16 protein-coding genes and 1 tRNA gene are annotated in these 16977 nt (G+C 63.2%); 3 read left to right on the forward strand and 14 right to left on the reverse strand.

Annotated elements, in window-relative coordinates; genetic code table 11:
• Positions 1-91: 91 nt before the first annotated feature.
• The 3 genes from HMPREF3162_RS07190 to HMPREF3162_RS07200 form a co-directional block, all read right to left on the reverse strand.
• Positions 92-316 carry a hypothetical protein gene (locus HMPREF3162_RS07190; protein ID WP_176745908.1) on the reverse strand — a complete coding sequence of 75 codons (225 nt, stop codon included), beginning with the start codon at positions 314-316 and terminating at the stop codon, positions 92-94.
• Positions 317-323: 7 nt separating this feature from the next.
• A complete protein-coding gene (locus HMPREF3162_RS07195) occupies positions 324-4883 on the reverse strand; it encodes a DUF4011 domain-containing protein (RefSeq protein WP_070574717.1) in 4560 nt (1519 codons plus the stop codon).
• 88 nt (positions 4884-4971) lie between these two features.
• Complete coding sequence (locus HMPREF3162_RS07200; protein ID WP_083304170.1) at positions 4972-6180, reverse strand: YkvI family membrane protein; 1209 nt, start codon at positions 6178-6180, stop codon at positions 4972-4974.
• A 163-nt stretch (positions 6181-6343) separates the two neighbouring features.
• On the opposite strand from HMPREF3162_RS07200, the gene HMPREF3162_RS07205 reads away from it, so the two are divergent.
• Positions 6344-6416 (forward strand) — tRNA-Arg (locus tag HMPREF3162_RS07205).
• 104 nt (positions 6417-6520) lie between these two features.
• Here the strand turns inward: HMPREF3162_RS07205 and HMPREF3162_RS07210 are convergent.
• A complete protein-coding gene (locus tag HMPREF3162_RS07210) occupies positions 6521-7996 on the reverse strand; it encodes a polysaccharide deacetylase family protein (protein ID WP_070574719.1) in 1476 nt (491 codons plus the stop codon).
• Here HMPREF3162_RS07210 and HMPREF3162_RS12140 point away from each other — a divergent pair.
• Positions 7971-8057 carry a hypothetical protein gene (locus tag HMPREF3162_RS12140; protein WP_370919393.1) on the forward strand — a complete coding sequence of 29 codons (87 nt, stop codon included), beginning with the start codon at positions 7971-7973 and terminating at the stop codon, positions 8055-8057. The genes HMPREF3162_RS07210 and HMPREF3162_RS12140 overlap by 26 nt on opposite strands.
• Positions 8058-8103: 46 nt before the next feature.
• On the opposite strand, the gene HMPREF3162_RS07215 is transcribed toward HMPREF3162_RS12140, so the two are convergent.
• The 6 genes from HMPREF3162_RS07215 to pdxH all read right to left on the reverse strand — a co-directional run bounded on the left by HMPREF3162_RS07215 (position 8104) and on the right by pdxH (position 13337).
• Positions 8104-9108, reverse strand: a complete 1005-nt coding sequence (locus HMPREF3162_RS07215) for a universal stress protein (RefSeq protein WP_070777459.1) — start codon at positions 9106-9108, stop codon at positions 8104-8106.
• Between the two features lie 89 nt (positions 9109-9197).
• Positions 9198-9716 carry an HNH endonuclease gene (locus HMPREF3162_RS07220; protein WP_070575323.1) on the reverse strand — a complete coding sequence of 173 codons (519 nt, stop codon included), beginning with the start codon at positions 9714-9716 and terminating at the stop codon, positions 9198-9200.
• A 185-nt stretch (positions 9717-9901) separates the two neighbouring features.
• Positions 9902-10714 (reverse strand): C40 family peptidase, encoded by an 813-nt coding sequence (locus HMPREF3162_RS07225; RefSeq protein ID WP_070574723.1) that lies wholly within the window; start codon positions 10712-10714, stop codon positions 9902-9904.
• Positions 10715-10898: 184 nt separating this feature from the next.
• Positions 10899-11747: a C40 family peptidase gene (locus HMPREF3162_RS07230; RefSeq protein WP_070575326.1), complete on the reverse strand. Its 849-nt coding sequence runs from the start codon at positions 11745-11747 to the stop codon at positions 10899-10901.
• A 162-nt stretch (positions 11748-11909) separates the two neighbouring features.
• Positions 11910-12581 (reverse strand): metal-dependent transcriptional regulator, encoded by a 672-nt coding sequence (locus HMPREF3162_RS07235; RefSeq protein WP_070574724.1) that lies wholly within the window; start codon positions 12579-12581, stop codon positions 11910-11912.
• An 81-nt stretch (positions 12582-12662) separates the two neighbouring features.
• Entirely contained in the window at positions 12663-13337 is a 675-nt protein-coding gene (gene pdxH / locus HMPREF3162_RS07240; protein ID WP_070574728.1) for a pyridoxamine 5'-phosphate oxidase, read from the reverse strand.
• A 77-nt stretch (positions 13338-13414) separates the two neighbouring features.
• Here pdxH and serC point away from each other — a divergent pair, with 77 nt between their 5' ends.
• Complete coding sequence (gene serC, locus HMPREF3162_RS07245) at positions 13415-14533, forward strand: phosphoserine transaminase (RefSeq protein ID WP_141759561.1); 1119 nt, start codon at positions 13415-13417, stop codon at positions 14531-14533.
• Positions 14534-14813: 280 nt separating this feature from the next.
• On the opposite strand, the gene HMPREF3162_RS07250 is transcribed toward serC, so the two are convergent.
• The 4 genes from HMPREF3162_RS07250 to HMPREF3162_RS07265 all read right to left on the reverse strand — a co-directional run bounded on the left by HMPREF3162_RS07250 (position 14814) and on the right by HMPREF3162_RS07265 (position 16908).
• On the reverse strand, positions 14814-15323 hold the full coding sequence (locus HMPREF3162_RS07250) for a DUF456 domain-containing protein (RefSeq protein ID WP_070777463.1): 510 nt from the start codon (positions 15321-15323) through the stop codon (positions 14814-14816).
• Complete coding sequence (locus tag HMPREF3162_RS07255; protein WP_070777465.1) at positions 15310-16158, reverse strand: DUF3027 domain-containing protein; 849 nt, start codon at positions 16156-16158, stop codon at positions 15310-15312. The genes HMPREF3162_RS07250 and HMPREF3162_RS07255 overlap by 14 nt, the downstream gene beginning before the upstream one ends.
• Positions 16158-16526, reverse strand: coding sequence for a cold-shock protein (locus tag HMPREF3162_RS07260; protein ID WP_070574741.1), 369 nt, complete (start codon positions 16524-16526; stop codon positions 16158-16160). The genes HMPREF3162_RS07255 and HMPREF3162_RS07260 overlap by 1 nt, the downstream gene beginning before the upstream one ends.
• A 160-nt stretch (positions 16527-16686) precedes the next feature.
• Positions 16687-16908, reverse strand: a complete 222-nt coding sequence (locus tag HMPREF3162_RS07265) for an LPXTG cell wall anchor domain-containing protein (protein ID WP_070777467.1) — start codon at positions 16906-16908, stop codon at positions 16687-16689.
• Between the last annotated feature and the right edge of the window lie 69 nt (positions 16909-16977).

Raw genomic sequence — 16977 nt, forward strand, 5'->3', positions numbered from 1 at the left:
TGCCCCAAGCCGCGGCTTGGGGCATCAGCCTTTTCTGTATCCGCTTCTGTGCACTCAGCACAGGCAATCTCAATGAGCCCCGCGCGTGCACTCAGCGGCTTTTCGGAGCCCAGTGGGGTGGGCGGTCAGCCAGAAGCCGTTCGTCATTCGCCCCTCCGGCGCTCTGTCCGGACTCATTGCGGACCGTACGCCGGTAGGCTTCTTTGGCGGCGGCTATACGCGCCCGTCGCCGCTCGTGGTCAACCTCATCGCGGGTCGACTCGGCACCGGACGGATCGCTGTTTCGGTGCGGGGCTCCCGCCGATTCTTCAGCCACTGCGCGCTCAGTCCCGGTCGGCACCGGAGTCGTGACTGCTGCCGGTTTCAGCAGAATCATTGTTCCGGCCGCTGTCTAAAGCTCTGCCGGGCTGAGCTGGCTCGTCGTCACGCAGACCGGCGTCAATGAGATCGGCTTCGCGCAGCAAGCCCGTGTCATAGGCCGGCATAATCTGGTCTTCGACAGCTCCCTCGGGCAGGGCGGCGAGCGATGCCGCCTGCTCTGCAGGCGTCTGAGCCCGCTTCTTGACTGATCCAGACTGCGCACCGGCCGATCGCGACTGCTGTCCGGCAGCACCGGCCGACCCCGGACCGGCACCTCGACCGTCAGCGCCTTGACTGTCAGCACCGGCGGCAGCTTCAGCGTCTTCGGCAGCGCGGATCTCGGCAGCATAGCGTTCGGCCTCTTCGTCGGCCCTCTTGAGAGCCTCGGGGTCTTCGTCCGCGGCAATACCAGCCCACACCTGGTAGATCCGCTCGGTCTGTCCCTGCGGGTCGACAAACGCATCGGTCGACCACACGCGCAAGAACGTCCAGCCCCGGCGCGCAAAACTCAGCGGACGCAGCCGTTCGCGCTGCCGCAGCGACGGCGCGGTCGTGTAGTCAAGACCGTCCGCTTCGACAGCGAGCACCATGCGCGAACCCGCCTGCGAAACCAGCGGCACAGCCAGATCCAGTCCGCCGTAGTTGGCAATGGGCTCCAGACCCTTCGCCTCGACGCGGGCAGAAAGATCGGCCATGAGCGGTGAACGTCCCCGCTCCTCCTGCGACTTCTCAATAAACGACGAACCCGACCGAGCGGCCTCAAACAGCACCGGCAGAAGCGCCGCTCCGTACCGCAGCCGTGATCGGTCCAGTTCGTCCGGGCGCAGGCACGAAACAATCGTCAAACGCTGCTTAGCCGGTGTAACCGCAGCGGCGACCACCTTCTGCCCACCCGGCTGAGACAGTTCGCCGAAACTGTAGAGCACCCGCCCTGCCAGCGAGCGCCCCCAACCGACCGTGAAGATCACCGCATCGCGCGAAAGGGTCTGGGCCCTGTGGGCGTCAGTGATGACAAACGGCTCGTTGCCGTCACCGGTGAAGAAGCTCTTCAGTTCCGGATAGCGGGGCAGCTGCCGGGCAACCGCGAGCGCAATCCGCCGAGCGTGCCACTGCGTGAGTGCAATGACGCCCAGTGTCTGCTCCGGGGAGGTGCGCGCGTGTTCGAAAACCAGCCGCACCACCTCGGCGACCTCGACATCGGGGCTCTCCACCTGGCCGGTAGCCGAATCGGGGCTGCCCTCTCCCCCATCCACGTGGATGAACGACAGACCGGTGGTGCTTCCGGTGTCCGCAATCGGCAAGGACACGAGCTTGTCATCGTAGATGACATCGTTGAGCAGCCCCGCAATCTCCTGCGGAACAACCCGATGGTTTGTGTGCAGCCGCATCCTGGGCACAACCGGGGTGAGCGCCTCAAACACGCTGAAGCCTGCTGATTCCGGCTGTGTGCCTGCCCTGCGGTGGGCCGCTACGGAGAACTCCGTAGGCCCCAGCAGCTTGTCATCTCCCAGTGCCAGAGTGTGCTTGGCCATTGCGATCGGCACGAGTGCTTCTGGGACGGACACCCGGGCGGCATCGCCGATGATCACCGTGTCGAACAGGGCGTGTGCCACGAGTGCGGGGTCCGTGCCGAACTCACCGGAGAACTCATCGTCGAAGCTGTCATCGCGGAAGGGGAAGTCCGCATCCGAGGCGCCGGTCGCCTTTGCGCGGTCCGTCACGGTGGACAGGGTCTGGCCGAAGGTGTCGGGGACACTCACCGGGCTCATCATCCACACCGGTGCCAGGGCCAGCAGAACGTGCGGCGCGCGGACGGCCAAACGGTTCAGGTTCAGCCCGTCGCTGAGCAGTTCAGCGCGCAGCAGGGCTGCTTCTTCCGGATATTCCTCAATTGCGCTCTCCCAGGCCTGGGCGCGCGCGTACTGCAGGCGGGAAGCACCAGCGGACACGAACGCCGCGTCAGTGCGCCGGAAATCAGCAGCCAGGCGGTGCAGAGCGTCGCCGTCGTGCTCACCGACCTGCGGATCAGCGGCGGCCATCTGCTGCAGAACCGTCGCCCAGTAGGCAAGGTCGAATTCGCTGCCGACCTCTTCTGGGAGAACACGACGACTGCGCAGATCGTCCATCAGCTCACGCAGACCCGCCGCTTCGAGATCACGGCACAGGGCGGTGCGGTGGGGAAGATCGCCCAGGGCGGCACGATCGTCAGCCATAGCGGCCAAGCGCGATTCGAGTTCCCCAATGTGCATAGCATCGAGGTCTCCCCCGTCCGGGGTTTCCGCCAGGATGAGGGCGAGGGCATCGATGTCCGCGGCCACGCGCTCGTACAGTTCCGACACTTCCGCAAGGTTCGACGGCAGACTGGGGATGCGCGGCCGGCCGGTGATGCGCTCGGCCTGCTTCAGCTGATCCCGCATCACTTTCAAACCGCCGTGCAGATCAACGTCAGCCAAGTCGCTGCGCACCAGGGAGCGGGCGTGGCGCTTGAGTTTGCTGCGTTCGAAAACACCCATATCGACATCGTGATCACGCCGGTATTCAACCGAACCGGTCGCATCGATCAGCTGGTCGAGGTCTTCGCGGTAGGACTCCGGCACGAAAGTGGCCATGCTGCTCTCAACAGAGCGCAGCAGGGCCAGGCTGTCGGCCCATTCGACCATCGTCCACCCGGGCGTCACACCGGCTTCTTCCAACGCTGTGCGCATCATGCGGGTAAGCTTGGGCAGTGCGTCAGCACAGCGTTCTGCCGTAACACGCGCTTTTTCTGCCTGCGCGGCAGTGTCGAAGCGCGCACCGAACCACACGGTGTCTTCGACGCCAAGGGTGAATTCGCCCAGCTGCGCCAACTGAATCAGCTGCGCGCGCAGTTCTGAGCGCTCCTCCTGCGACATCCGCATAACACCAGCGGGCAGGCGCACTTCCGTCCGCGGGCTGTTCTCTCCAGATGTCAGATCCGCCAGGTGCTCAATCGTGGAGTACACCGAAATACCCCACGGGCGCCGCGGTTCGTGAAGCGACCTGGCGTGCTTTGTCAGCTTCTTGCGCTGTTTGCGCAGACGCGAGACCAGTTCGCCGATGTCCGGTTCCGCGGCTTTTTCCACCTGCGAAATCATGGCGATCAGCTGCTTCTTCACCGCCGATTGGCTGCGGCGTGCATCCACGACAAAGCCCGCCAGCCCCGCAGAGGCGAAGCGGTCCCGGTAGTCATCGAGCGTGTCGGAGTCATTCGCCACAAAGAGGCTGGAACGGCCGACAAAGGCCAAACTCGTCGCCGCCGCAACAGCCACCTGGGTCGCCCCGGTGCCGGCGGGAGTGTCAACGGCTGCGGAAGAGTGCTCCATGACCGCGTTGACAACCGCCTGCTGGTCGCCGTCAACGTCAAGCGCGAGGAACTCTTCGCGCGGATCGCGGTCTTCCAGGGGTCGAATGTCGAGGCTGCGCGCAGTGCCGCGCGGGCCGTCTTCGGCTGTTCCGACCTCGGCTGAGTCATCCGGTTCCGGTCTGGAAGCCTCGGCACCCCGCTGCCCGGCAATGCCGACATCTTGGGCTCCTGCCGCGGCGGAAGCGCTCAGTGAGGCAGAGAGCGTGTCCGCGGTCGAGGCGGTGTCGACCGTCCGCGTCCGGCCTTCATCGTCGTCAGCGAAGGCCGAATCATCCGGGTTGACCCCGCCGTTGAGCAGCGGGTGCGTGTCGTACTGAGAAGAATCGTGCGGCTCTGTCCCCGCGGCATCGCCCCACGCTCCGAGGGCTTTGCCGACGTTGTGCTTCTCCGCAGCGGCAACGGATTCCCGGTCTGCCTTTTCGGCATCGAGAACAGCCTGCGCCATGCGGGCCAAGATTGGGTGCTTTCGCGGAAGGTCAACCGTCCCGACGGCAGAAGCGACATTGGCAAAAGTCGACACAAACAGGCAGTACTCAGCGCTCAGCGCCGGATAGTCAGCGACAGCGGCCCGCACCCGTTCCAAAACCGGACGGGCGTCAAAGCGACGCGGCCCGCCGGTGGACTCCAGCCATTCGTCAACATCAACTTCGATGCCCAGTTCAGAACGCAGATACGCGACAAAAGCAGGATTGATGACGATCGTGTCGTCAAGGGTCAGCTCAACATCGTCTTCGCGGCGGCCCACTGTGCGGATCTCCACCCGCCGCAGCACCAGCGGGGCGTGCAGCTGCTCATCCGGACTGGTAAGAGGCGCCGAAAGGCGCACCGCTCCGATGGCGAGGCAGGCGGCGGAAAAGCTGCGCTCATTGCGCAGCTCTCTGGCCTTCTCCGCAATCAAGCGGGCGCGTCGACCGGCGTCCTGACGCTGTTCATCGTCGCGAATGAGGCTGGCCAGCCGAGTGGGTCTGCCCGCCATGAGCTGCGCCATGCCCGAGGGGTGGGCGGTCGTCAGGTCAAGCGAACCGTCGCGGGAGTCTCGATAGCGTAGCATGGTGTCACGCCCGCCGAGCTTTTCGGCACGCGATATCCATTCAGCGAAGACGTCGCTGATTCCCCTCTGCGTATCTGCTTGATCTGCCACGCATCCACCCTAACCGGGCCGGCGCGGGAAACTTCCTAAGCCAAAGAGCGTGGCGGCTCTCAGCCGCGCAGCAGCACCGCGTATGGGATCAGGCCGCGCGGCGCCTGCGCACCGCGTCGTAGATGGTGCGCGCGAAGATCACGACGATAAGCGCACAGCCCACATAGCCGACAGTGCCGTAGACCTTGTCCACCAGGACGCCGAACGGCAAGAAGCCGCAGGCGATCAGAACCGCACAGATGGCGGCGGTGACCGCGAAGTTCCACGAACGCGGCGCAAACGCCATTGCCTGGTTCTTCACCACCCAGTACAGCGGGGTCGCTGTCGAATAGATGCCCAGCATGACGATGACGCCGAAGGCCACCCCAACGGCCGGATGGATCGTCTGCCCGAGGACGAGGGTCGGAACCTCCTTGTCGAGGGCCAGGGTGAAGTTCGTCAGGATGGCCAAGGTGATCATGAGGACGCCGACGCCCAGACCGAGTCCGCCGACAGCACCGGCGATCCCCGCTTCGCGCTTGCTCGTGGCCTCCTTGCCCAGCTGGGAGAAGAACACCATGCCCAACAGCATGTTGAAGCTGACGTACAGAACGGCCGACACCACAAAGTTGCCCGTCACCTGAACGTCTTCAACAGCAGCCTGCGGCAGGTTGCCGAAGATCGGCTGGCTGCCCAGTTGCCCGAAGTCGCGAACGAAGATGATGGTTCCCACAATCACCGTGAACACAATGATGATCGGGCCGATGGTGCCGATGATGTCCACCAGACGCTCAAGACCGGCCAGAACCGTGGCAAAGCCCAGCAGGCCCATGCCGACAACGCCCACCCAGTTGGGCAGGCCGGTCAGCTGGTTGAACACCGCGCCCGAACCGGAGACCATGATGACGGCAACAGAGAATGAGTACAGAACGGCAAACCACTCAAGCGCTGTGCCCAGAAACCGGCCGACGTAAGCGCTGAACACCTCGGAGGACAGTTCCAGCTGCAGTTCGTGGCCCTTGCGCATGATGAGCGCACCGACCACTATGAACAGCAGGGTCGAAATGACTCCGCCCAGCAGACCCACGATCCCAAAGGATGCGAAGAACTGAAGGGTCTCCTGGCCTGTCGCAAAGCCAGAGCCGATCAGGTACGCGATCGAAGCGCCCGCAAAACGCCCGACATTCGTCCAGCGCACCTGCTTAGACTCAGGCTTGACGGGCGCCGCGTTGGCGGTCGCGGCTTCGACGGTTGTCGGTTCGGGGCTATCGCCACCGGCACTGCCGGCAGAATGCGAACCGGCTGCAGGATCAGCCATGAGAATCTCCTTGCTTCACAGGGCAGGCGCAGAAACAGCAGCGCCGCACTCCGACCCCATAGCGTAGTCGACTGCAGCGGTCGGTGCTCTCAGTATCCCCATTAGGCGTTCAGCGACCGCGGTGTCATTCCCACCGGGCACGTCCGCTAAACTGTTCCGCGTTGCCCCCGTAGCTCAGGGGATAGAGCACCGCTCTCCTAAAGCGGGTGTCGCAGGTTCGAATCCTGCCGGGGGCGCCGAACTCTCACCAGGGGAAACTCCCAAACGCAGAAGACCGGGCACTGTCAGCCCGAAAGTCTCACATCCGGCCCACGAGCCGCGCCACCATCACCCAACGGGCTTAGCTGTCCTTTTCGGCGAACGGGTGTTCCGGCGTGGAGCACAGTTCGTCGTGGTAGCCGCGGCAGAAGTATTCTTTGCCCGGTTCGAGCTTCATGCCCTTGAACATGTAGCCGACTGGAACCAGGTAGAAGCCCCTGTCCTGCAGGCCGGAGAAGATTTCGGGCGAAGCATCCACCGTCGTCGGGTGGATGGCGTGCATGAGCACAATCGAGCCCGGTTTGGTGTTCGCCAGCGCTGCTTTCTTGACCCGATCAGCGTTACGGTGCTTCCAGTCGAGAGTGTCGACGTCCCACATGATGATCGCTTTTCCGTGCTCGGCCTTCTCACCGTCGGCTTTCTTGGCCTTACCACCGGCTGGGTCGCCCGATTCACCGCTGCCCTGCGCCACGGTGTCCAAGCGCTTGTTCGAAGCACCGTAGGGCGGGCGCAGCATTGTCGGATATTCACCGCCAGCGTCGTGAATGGCCTTGTCGGTCTTGTCCACCTCGGACTTCTGCTTGTCAGGTGTCAGCTTGCTCAGCACCGGGTGGGTGAACGAGTGGTTTTCGACTTCGTGGCCGGCTTCACGCAGCAGGCGCGAGTTCTCCGGCAGTGCCTCCACAATGCGCCCGATCTCAAAGAACGTTGCACGCACCTTCGCCTTGTCAAGCGCATCGGCCAAGCGCTTTGTCAGCGCGTCATCAGCCGGGCCGTCGTCGTAGGTCATAGCCGCACACGGCAGAAGAGCGCACGTGAAATCCGGCAGGTACGGGCTTTCCTCGGCCTCAATCGTCAGGTCCTCGCCCAGCACCGCGGCGAGGTTGTGCCCGGACTCGCTGAGAACCTCATCATCGGCATCTTCACCGTCGACAGTGATCTTGTCCCCCGCAACGGCAATCTCACCTTCAACGCCTTCGGCTTTGATCGAATCTATGGGCTTGGTGGCGTTGTTCTTGGTGTCGGTCAGAAACTGTCGGCTGGCAGTCTGCCCACCGGAGCGCACGTCGAGCTGAGTGACGAGAAAGTCGCCACCGGCACCGACGATGTGCGACTCGACGCTGCTGGCCTTATCGTCACCGCTGCCGGACTGCTGACCTTCTGCGTCCTCGCCTTCTGTGCTTTCGCTTTCGGGCGAGTGCCCTTCAAAAGCAAGATAGTCGGCCTCACCCCAGCGCTCCTTCGGCGGTGTGACCTCGGGCTGGAACGCCTTCCGCCCCTTGAAAGCACCGGCTTGTTCCAGGGCTTTGAGTGTGGCCTCCTCTAGGGTCTCGTTGAGTGAATCCTGCCCCGGAATGCCGAACAGGTGGACTGCCGCTTCCGGTGTCTGCACCGCGTAGCTGCGCAGCACCTTGGGAAGTTCGTCTTTGACCTGCTCAGCTGGGATCGTCACCTCACTCTTCGGCACGTGAGCTTCTGGTTTGTCATCGTCTTTGGCAGCGCAGCCGGTGAAGACGAGCGAAGCTGCAAGAATGCAGGCAACAGAAGAAAAGCGCACAGCGGATCCTACTGAAAAGGGAGGGTTGGGGTCGGAAGCAACTGTACTCCCGGAAGCTTAAGAGAAGCCGACCGGTGTCCACCGGTCGGCTTCTCTTAAGCTCAGAGTCAGTCGCGCTTGACGCTCACAACCATGGTCGGGCAGTGCGAGTACGGCAGCACAGACTGCGAGGTCGAACCCAGCAGGAGACCGGCAAAACCGCCGCGACCGCGGGTGCCGACTACGAGGACGTCTGCTGTATCAGAGGCGCGGACAAGCGCTTCTGAAGGCTGTCCGTCCAGCAGCATCCAGCCGGCTTCGAGGTTCGGGTGCTTGTCGCGCACAGCCTTGCAGGCAGCCTCGAGTTTCTCAGTTCCGCGCTCAACGAACTTCTTGAGCTCATCTGTGCTCGGCAGCCATTCCGGGCCGACAATCGAGGTGGTGATGACGCCCATAACGGTCAGCGGGGTACCGCGTTCCTCAGCGAGCTCCGCTGCTTTCCACAGCGCGGGCGATTCCTTGCCCATGGCATCCACACCCACGACAACACGGCCAGCGAAGTTCGGCCCTTCGATCGTTTCGGAGTCTTCGTCGAACTCAAAGTGTGTAGCGGCGGAATCTGCCAGTGGGAACGACGAGGTCTGCTTGGGTGCACGCTCCTGGTCTTTTGACCAGCCCACGGGAACCACAATCGTCGGGCAGTGCGAGTGTGCAGGCAGAGCCGAGGAGACTGTACCCAGCAGGCGACCTGCGAAGCCGCCGCGGCCGCGTGAACCGACGACTGCGAGCGAAGCCTGCGCGGATTCGTCTACCAAAACACCCGCGGCATCGCCGATCTCAATGACTGCCTCTACTGACACTCCTGCGGCCTTGACCTTTTCAGCCGCGGACTTCAGTGATTCGGTGACAGCTGCCCGCACGGCAGAATCGTCAATCGGCACATAGGACACATCGATTGTCGCTGCGGCGACGGACGGGATGGTGTAGGCGCCGACCAGTCGGATGGAACGGCCCGTGGCCTTTGCTTCGCCGATGGCGAAGTCGAGAGCATTGAGGCTCGCTTCGGAACCGTCGATGCCGACGACGATGGCCTGGGCGTCTGCGACGTCCGGAAGATTGTTCTCAGGTGACACGGCAGGTCCTCTTAGATTGGTTGGCTCAGGCATGCGCCTGCTGATGCTTCGATTCTATCGGCCGGACAGACCGCGTGCGCGGTCGCTCACTATGCGACCGAGGTCAACTCACTGTGATCGGCGAGGTTGAGGAACGGCTGCCAAGCCGGCGCGGGCCTCTCGAGCTCACGCAGCCAGCAGCCCCGGTACTCCGGTGCCCGCGGCGTACTCTGCAGCTGCCAGCCCATTTCCTGCGGGGTCCTGTCCGCTTTGCGGTTATTGCAGTCACGGCAGCAGGCAACGAGGTTTTCCCACGTGTTCTGACCGCCGCGAGAGCGCGGAAGGATGTGGTCGATGGTGCCCGCGGGCTTTCCGCAGTATCCGCAGCTGTTGTGGTCTCTGCGCAGCACGGCTTTGCGCGACGGCTGCGCGATTCGTCCTGCAGGCGGGCGAATGTAACGAGTCAGGAGGATAACGGCTGGCTGTTCAATGTCGAGGTGTTCGCTGCGAACGCGGGCTCCAGAAGCTGCCAGGACCGTGGCGCGGCCTGCCAGAACCAGAACCACCGCCCGCTTAAAGGACACTACCGACATCGGTTCGTATCCGGCGTTGAGAACGAGGGTCTTCATCAGTTCCACCTAGGTTCAGGTCGTACTCGGCCAGCACGACGTGACGAAGACCACGTTACACACGCCACCGTCGGCGTCGACGACATCGACGTAAACGACAGGTGTCGAATAACCGCACAGACAGCAAAAACCCCGAGCGCGAGGCTCGGGGTCTGTGCTGAAGATCAGGTGACTGGAAACTCTGATCAGAGAACGCGAATGAACTGTGCGCCCTGCTTGGTCATCCAGTCGATGGAACGGTAGGTGGTGTCAACTGACGGGTTACCTGCGTCGTACATCATGCCGTTGCCAGCGTAGATGCCCACGTGGCCGGGCGACCAGATGATGTCGCCGGGCTTGGCTGCCGAACGCGGCACAGTGGGACCCGCACCCTTCTGCGCACCCGAGGTGCGCGGGAGGTTCACGCCGACCTTGCCGTAGACGTAGCTGGTGAAGCCAGAGCAGTCCCAGCCGGAAGGTGAGGTTCCACCGGAGACATAGGGCGTACCCACGTACTGCTTGGCGATGCTGATGACCTGCTGCGCCTTCGGGCCATCCGGCACCGACACGCTCTTGGACTCGCCGCTGGACTTCTTAGCGTCCTTCGAGGACGAACCGCTGTTCGAGGCAGGCTGGGCGTTGGCACCGTCATTATCGGAAGCACTGCCGCCCTGCGGAGCATTGGAAGGAGCCTCCGGAGCCTTCGTAGCAGTCACGGGAGCCGCGACAGCAGCACCGTCGACCGAAGCCTTCGAGTCGGCAGTGTCGACCGTAAAGCCGGACTGCGAAACGGTCTCGAGCGAATCCCCCTCCGTGCGCTCGTTCTGCGCTTCCGCATTGGCTTCACCGTCGGAATGCGACGGGATAACAGCGGCAACCAAAAGACCACCGGTGGCAGCCGCAATGGCTGCGCGCTTGCCGAGAGCACCCGAATTGGCGCTCAGAGCTTCTGTAATCTCAGTCAGAGGCGTCTTGACCTTGGTGTCGGCGGCGCGACGTCCTCGCTTCTTTACAGCCACGTGTTCTCCAAACCTTGTTCGCTGGCCCTAGCGGGCATTAGCTGGCACCTGTCAGACAGTAACGGACTTGCAACTAAAAGTCACGTTCAGATCACAGGAAGTGAAAATCTCTCAGGCTTTCAGCCCGGATATTCGGGCCTGTCTGCACTCTCTTCGCAGTTGGACGCGCGTCCTGAGAATTGCGTCACAGAACCCTGATGTAGACGGCATCGCTCATCCACGACGCCGAGGTGTGCACCGTGCCCTTGCGCTTATTGCGGGCGTCGACCATCTTGCCGTTGCCGGTGTAGATGCCCACGTGGCCGGGATGCCACATGAGGTCACCGGGCTTTGCCTGCGAGCGCGGCACGACCTTGCCCGCGCCCTTCTGCGCCCCCGAGCTTCGCGGCAGGTTCACACCCACCTGGCGGTAGACGTAGCTGGTGAAGCCCGAGCAGTCCCAGCCAGACGGCGATGTTCCGCCCCACACATAGGGAGTACCCACGTAGCTCTTGGCGATCGACACGACTTTCTGAGCTTTTGTACCCGACGGGGCAGCCACATTGCCCGAGGACTCGGAACGCTTCGACGAAGCCTTCTCGGCGGAGCCAGTCGAGTCTGTCGAGCCAGAACTGCGCGAAGAAGAAGCTTCCGAAGAGGAAGCGCTGCTCGACTCGCTCGAAGAGCTCGACGCGCTCGGCTCAGGTTCGGGTTCTGGCTCCGGCTCAGGCTCCGGAGCCTTCGCGGCGGTGACAGCTGAGACCTCCGCAGCGCCGGCAAGTGCGCCGTCGGCCTCACCTTCGGCAACGACCTTGTCCTGCGCCTTGAAGTCGTCTTCCACCGGAGTGGTGGAGACCGCCTCGGCCTCCGCTTCGCTACCGGCCTCTGACATCGTGGGAACAGCAACACTCAGAGCCAGTCCCGCACCGGCCGCCGCAACTGCGGCGCGCTTGCCGAGAACATTCGAGTCGGAACGGAGGAGGTCCGTCAGGTCAGACAGCGGGGTCCTGACCTTGGTGTCAGCCGCCCTGCGTCCGCGCTTCTTCTGAGCCACGTGCATCTCCCTGAATGGTCGAGAATCCTACTGAAGTACAGAACCAAACGTTACACAACTGAGACCCGAAAGTCACATTTAAGCAACGCGGGAGAGGCTGTGAGCTTGCTCAGAGCAGCATTTTCGCAGGTCAGAGTCTTTATAAAGGTCGTGTAATTCTTGTTACACAACGATAACGAGGACGTTTTCAGCCATTTCCGCAGGGAGATCCAGCACCTCGTCCGCCCCGGAGACGGCAAAGGTCACGTAGTCCCCGCTTGCCGAGACCGTCACCTCGGCACCGGGAACAATTCCCGTGCGCTCACACTGAGCCAACAGGTTTTCATCAACCTGCAGCGGCTCGGCAAAGCATACGATCCGCACCGTCTTCGCATCTGCGCGCAGTGCCAATTCAGAAGCCGGGACCGCGGAGTCCTCAAGTGCAACATCAGCACCGGGAATCGGATTGCCATACGGGCTGGTGGACGCATCCGGTAGAATATCGACGAGCTTTTCCGTCACTTCGTCGCTCATCACGTGCTCCCACCGGCACGCTTCGTTATGCACCTTGGGCCATTCCAGGCCGATGACGTCCGACAGCAGCCGTTCAGCAAGACGGTGCTTGCGCATAACGCTCGTGGCCAGCTCCCGCCCTTCGGCAGTCAGCTCCAAACGGCGGTCGCGGCCGACAACCAGCAGGCCGTCGCGCTCCAAGCGGGCCACCGTCTGCGACACGGTCGGACCCGAATGGTCCAGACGCTCAGCAATGCGAGCGCGCAGCGGCACAACCTTCTGCTCCTCGAGCTCCGTGATGGCCTTGAGATACATCTCCGTTGTGTCAATCAGATCCTGCATGATTCTCCGTTCACGGCTGTGTCCGAGGGGCTGGCAATACAAATATACGCACAGGCTGATGAATCACATCGGCAACGCCGCCTAGGGCTCCAGACGGGCAGTCGACCACTGGGAAGCATCCGCCAGATCGGCCGGTGCCCCAGAACGGCTGGTGAAAACACACCTGTCGTGCATTCGGTTCTCCATGCCCTGCCAAAACTCCACTTCGAACGGACGAAGCAGGTACCCGCCCCACGAGTCCGGCCGTTCAACCGGGCGGCCGGCAAGCTCCGCCTCGACATCCTGATAGCGCTGCTGAAGAACCGACCTGCTGCGCACCGGCTGGGACTGGTGTGAAGCAACCGCGCCGATCTGCGAACCACGCGGACGCTTAGCGAAATAGGCGTCCGATTCTTCCGGCGAGACCTTTTCGACAACACCGCGCACCCGCACCTGCCTGCTGAGTTCGTGCCACGGGAACACGAGCGAGGCGCGCGGTGACTGAGCAAGCTGCGCACCCTTGGCGGACGTGTAGTGGGTGTAGAAGACAAAGCCGCGCTCATCAAAGCTCTTCAACAGCACCAGACGGGCAGTCGGCCCCGTGTCGTCCGCGGTCGCCACGACCATCGCATTGGGTTCGCGCAGGTTTTCGTGGGCACAGTCGTACCACGCGGCAAACTGCTCAAACGGGGTGTCCTCAAGATGGTCAAGATCGTCAGCACCGTATTCAATGCGCTGCTGTGCGAGTTCGGCCAGGGAATCCGGGATGTCGATCATGGCTCCAGACTACCCGCGCGCCCACTGGCCTCCGGGGGCTGTCCGGTCGGCGGGCTGTGCCTGACTACGATAAAAGCGTGATCACAATTCCAGAAGAGCTGCTGCCCGCCGACGGCCGTTTCGGCGCTGGCCCCGCTCGCATTCGCCCCGAACAGATGACCGCCCTGGCAGACGCTGCCACAACCGTTATGGGCACCTCGCACCGCCAGGCGCCCGTGAAGAACATCGTCGGGCGCATCCGCGCCGGACTGACCGAACTGTACAACCTTCCCGAAGGGTACGAGGTGGTGCTCGGCAACGGCGGTTCCACCGCCTTCTGGGACGCCGCTTCCTTCGGACTCGTGCGCAGAAAAGCAGCCCACGGTTCTTTCGGCGAGTTCGGCAGCAAGTTCGCAAAGGCCACCGACACGACTCCTTTCCTCGACGATTCCGCTGTATTCGAAGCACAGCCGGGCTCGGTTGCCGTTCCCACCGCGGTCGACGGCGCTGACCTCTACGCGTGGCCCCACAATGAAACTTCGACGGGAGCAGCCGCACCGGTGAAGCGGCCAGAGGGCATTGCCGATGACGCTCTCGTCGTCATCGACGCGACTTCAGCCGCCGGCGGTCTGAACGTCGACATTGCCCAAGCCGATGTCTACTACTTCGCGCCGCAGAAGAACATGGGCTCTGACGGCGGTCTGTGGATCGCCATTATGAGCCCGCGGGCAATCGAGCGCGCTCGATCGCTCAAGAGCTTCGGCCGGTGGATTCCCGCTTCGCTGGACTTGGTGACGGCGATCGACAATTCGGCAAAGAACCAGACGTACAACACCCCGGCCGTGGCCACGCTCATCATGCTGGCCGAGCAGATCGACTGGATCAACGGCAACGGCGGACTGGCCTGGGCTGCCGAACGCACCAGCACTTCAGCCAGCCTGGTCTACGACTGGGCCGAAAAGAGCGATGTCGCCCGACCGTTCGTGAGTGACCCGGCTGACCGTTCCAACGTCGTGTGCACTGTTGACTTTGACGATTCCGTCGACGCAGCCGAGATCGCCAAGACTCTGCGCGCGAGCGGAGTTGTCGATGTCGAGCCCTACCGCAAGCTCGGCCGCAACCAGCTGCGGATCGCCACTTTCGTTTCGGTCCCCCCGGAAGACGTCAAGGCGCTGCTCGACTGCATCGACTTCACACTCAGCGCCCTGCGCGGCTGACGTCGCGTCAGGCGCAGAATTGGCGAGGCTCCCGATATTGGGGGGCCTCGCCATTTTTGCCTGCTCAAGCCGGGGTTTCTGCAATCTAGTCGGAATACTGAGGCAAAAACGCACGGATCGCCTCGTTTTGTCGACTAGACGGCAGAGTAACTTTTGGCGGCCGGGAGGGCTCAGGGGACGAGGTGCCGGCGGGGTAAGGACGGGCCACTCACCCCAGCGAGGTGCCGGCAAGGTTGCGAACGCTCCACCGGCTGGGCCACACGCCACACCCGCCCCCGGCTCACACAGTGGTGAAGTGCAGGAAAACACCCATTGTCAGCGCGATGAAAGCCGCACCGGCGCACAGGAGTTCAATGCCCAGGCCAATGCCGACGGCAACGAGGGTGCCCTTCGTGGTTGCGAGAGCTTCACGCGCCGTTGAGTGCCGCACCCATTCGGCAATGAACAGGCCGACGACAAAGCCGATGACCAGCCCCGGCCCCGGCAGCGCGAACATGCCGACAACAGCGCTGAGCGCGGCTATCGCGATCACACGGTTGGGCACCTCGAGCTTTTTCAGCCGATTGCCCGTCAACACCCACGATGCCGCTATGCCGATGATCGTCAGAAGGATCCCACCTGCAGCACCCGACCAGCCCATAGTGGAGTTCACTGCAACACCCCAGCCGATGAGCACAAACAGATTCAGAATCGAGCCCGGAATCACCGGCACGATAATGCCGGCGCACCCGATCACCAGGCCGACATAGGCGATGACAGTGGCCCAGACCTGAGCGTCAGTGCTCAGCATTATGGCCTTCGTGTTCGGCATCGGCAGCCGAGGTGCCGCCGCCCTTATCAGCAGCCTCGCCGCCGACCATTTCGAAGTCTTCGGCGCGGTCGTCGATAACGGGTTCGGCAGTGTCGTCGTGTTTGCGGACATCGGTTTCTGAGTGCGCTCCGCAGCCGTTGTTCAGGGAAACCACGCGCCCGTCAAACGGTGATGCGGCGTTGGCGCACAGGCCGAACTGGGTGCGCACAGAGCCAGCGATGGGCATGAGGAAACCGCAGGTGCGGCATTTGGCAGACGCTTCGGAAGCGTATTCGGAGTCCGGGCCGGAATCGGATTCCGCCCAGCGGGCTGCCGCAGCGGCAATGCCATCGCGGGACAGCACGCGCTTGCGCCCCAGGCCGAACTCAAAATTGGGGATCTGGTCGATGTCGTCCTCGGCTTCGACCTTGACCTGCTCCAAACCCAGTTCGAGGTTCGGGTCGTCTTCGTCTTTCGGCAGAACGTCGCGAGCGCCGATGTCGGAGGGGCGCAGTCTGTCTTTCCACGGCACCCAGTCGGGTGCCACCAGTGCGTCTTCGCCGGGCAGCAGAGCGGTTTCGGACACCGTGACGCGCTCCGAGCCCGGTGCCAGTGCGAGGATCGCCGTCCAATACCAGCCCGGGTAGCCCGGGGTGCGGCACTGAAAGATGTGGGAAGCCGCGTAGGCGCCTTCGGCCACCACGCCCAGGTGCTCGCCGATGGACGATTCGTCGGTCATGTCGGCAATCGCTGTGCGCGCGGTGTCGACCGCCTGGGCCAAGATCGGGTTGATCTCCCCCAGCGCGGCTCTCCATTCGGCGTAGCAGCTGGTCATCAGCCCTCCAGGTCGTCGGCAACGTGGCGCAGGACCTCGGCGACTTTTGCGGAGAATTCCGCGTCCGGGTAACGGCCCTGTCGCAGTCCGGCCAGTGTGTCATCGAGCATTGTGATGACGTCTTCAATCATATCTGCCGTCTTGTCCGGGTTGGGACGCACGCGCGGAGGGGCGTCCAGCAGGCGGGCCCGCAGCACCTGACGGCCTCGGCGGGAGTCCACGATGTCGAAGTCCAGACGAGACCCTTTGTGCACGGTCACGCCGTCGGGCAGCGACGACGAGTGCATAAAGAACTCTTCACCGTCGTCACCGGTGACGAAGCCGAATCCCTTGTCCGGGTCAAACCACTTCACGCGTCCTGTGGGCATTGTCAGTCCTTTTCTCAACGCACTTTCGTGCGGATCTGTTGGGGTGTATGCGGGCCGGAGCTTACGAGGCGCCGGTTCGGTCCGCTTGCATGTTGGGGTGTGCCTGGGATCGGCGAGTACGGCGCCCGCGGGGCGTTCCCGCCTGGTCTAGGTGTGTGCTCTAGGTGCGGCGGCGGAAGAACGCGCTTGTCAGCCACGCCAGGAACAGGATGAACGATGCGCTCGGGGCAATCATTCCCACCCAGGTCAGCACCTTCGAGGGATGCCCGACGGTGAGGCCTTGGACAATCACCACGACCAGCGCGATGGCACCCAGGAGCATGAGCGCAAGCGCGGCGATCAGCGTCCACGATGTGCGCTGCTCGTTCGTGCTGGGTGTCACTGTGGGCCTTTCGGTGTTGTGTCTCTGCCGACGGGTGAACCACCCATTCTAGCCGCCTGTTTTTCGGGT

Source organism: Brevibacterium sp. HMSC07C04 (genome assembly GCF_001815905.1).
In the GTDB taxonomy this organism is placed as follows: domain Bacteria; phylum Actinomycetota; class Actinomycetes; order Actinomycetales; family Brevibacteriaceae; genus Brevibacterium.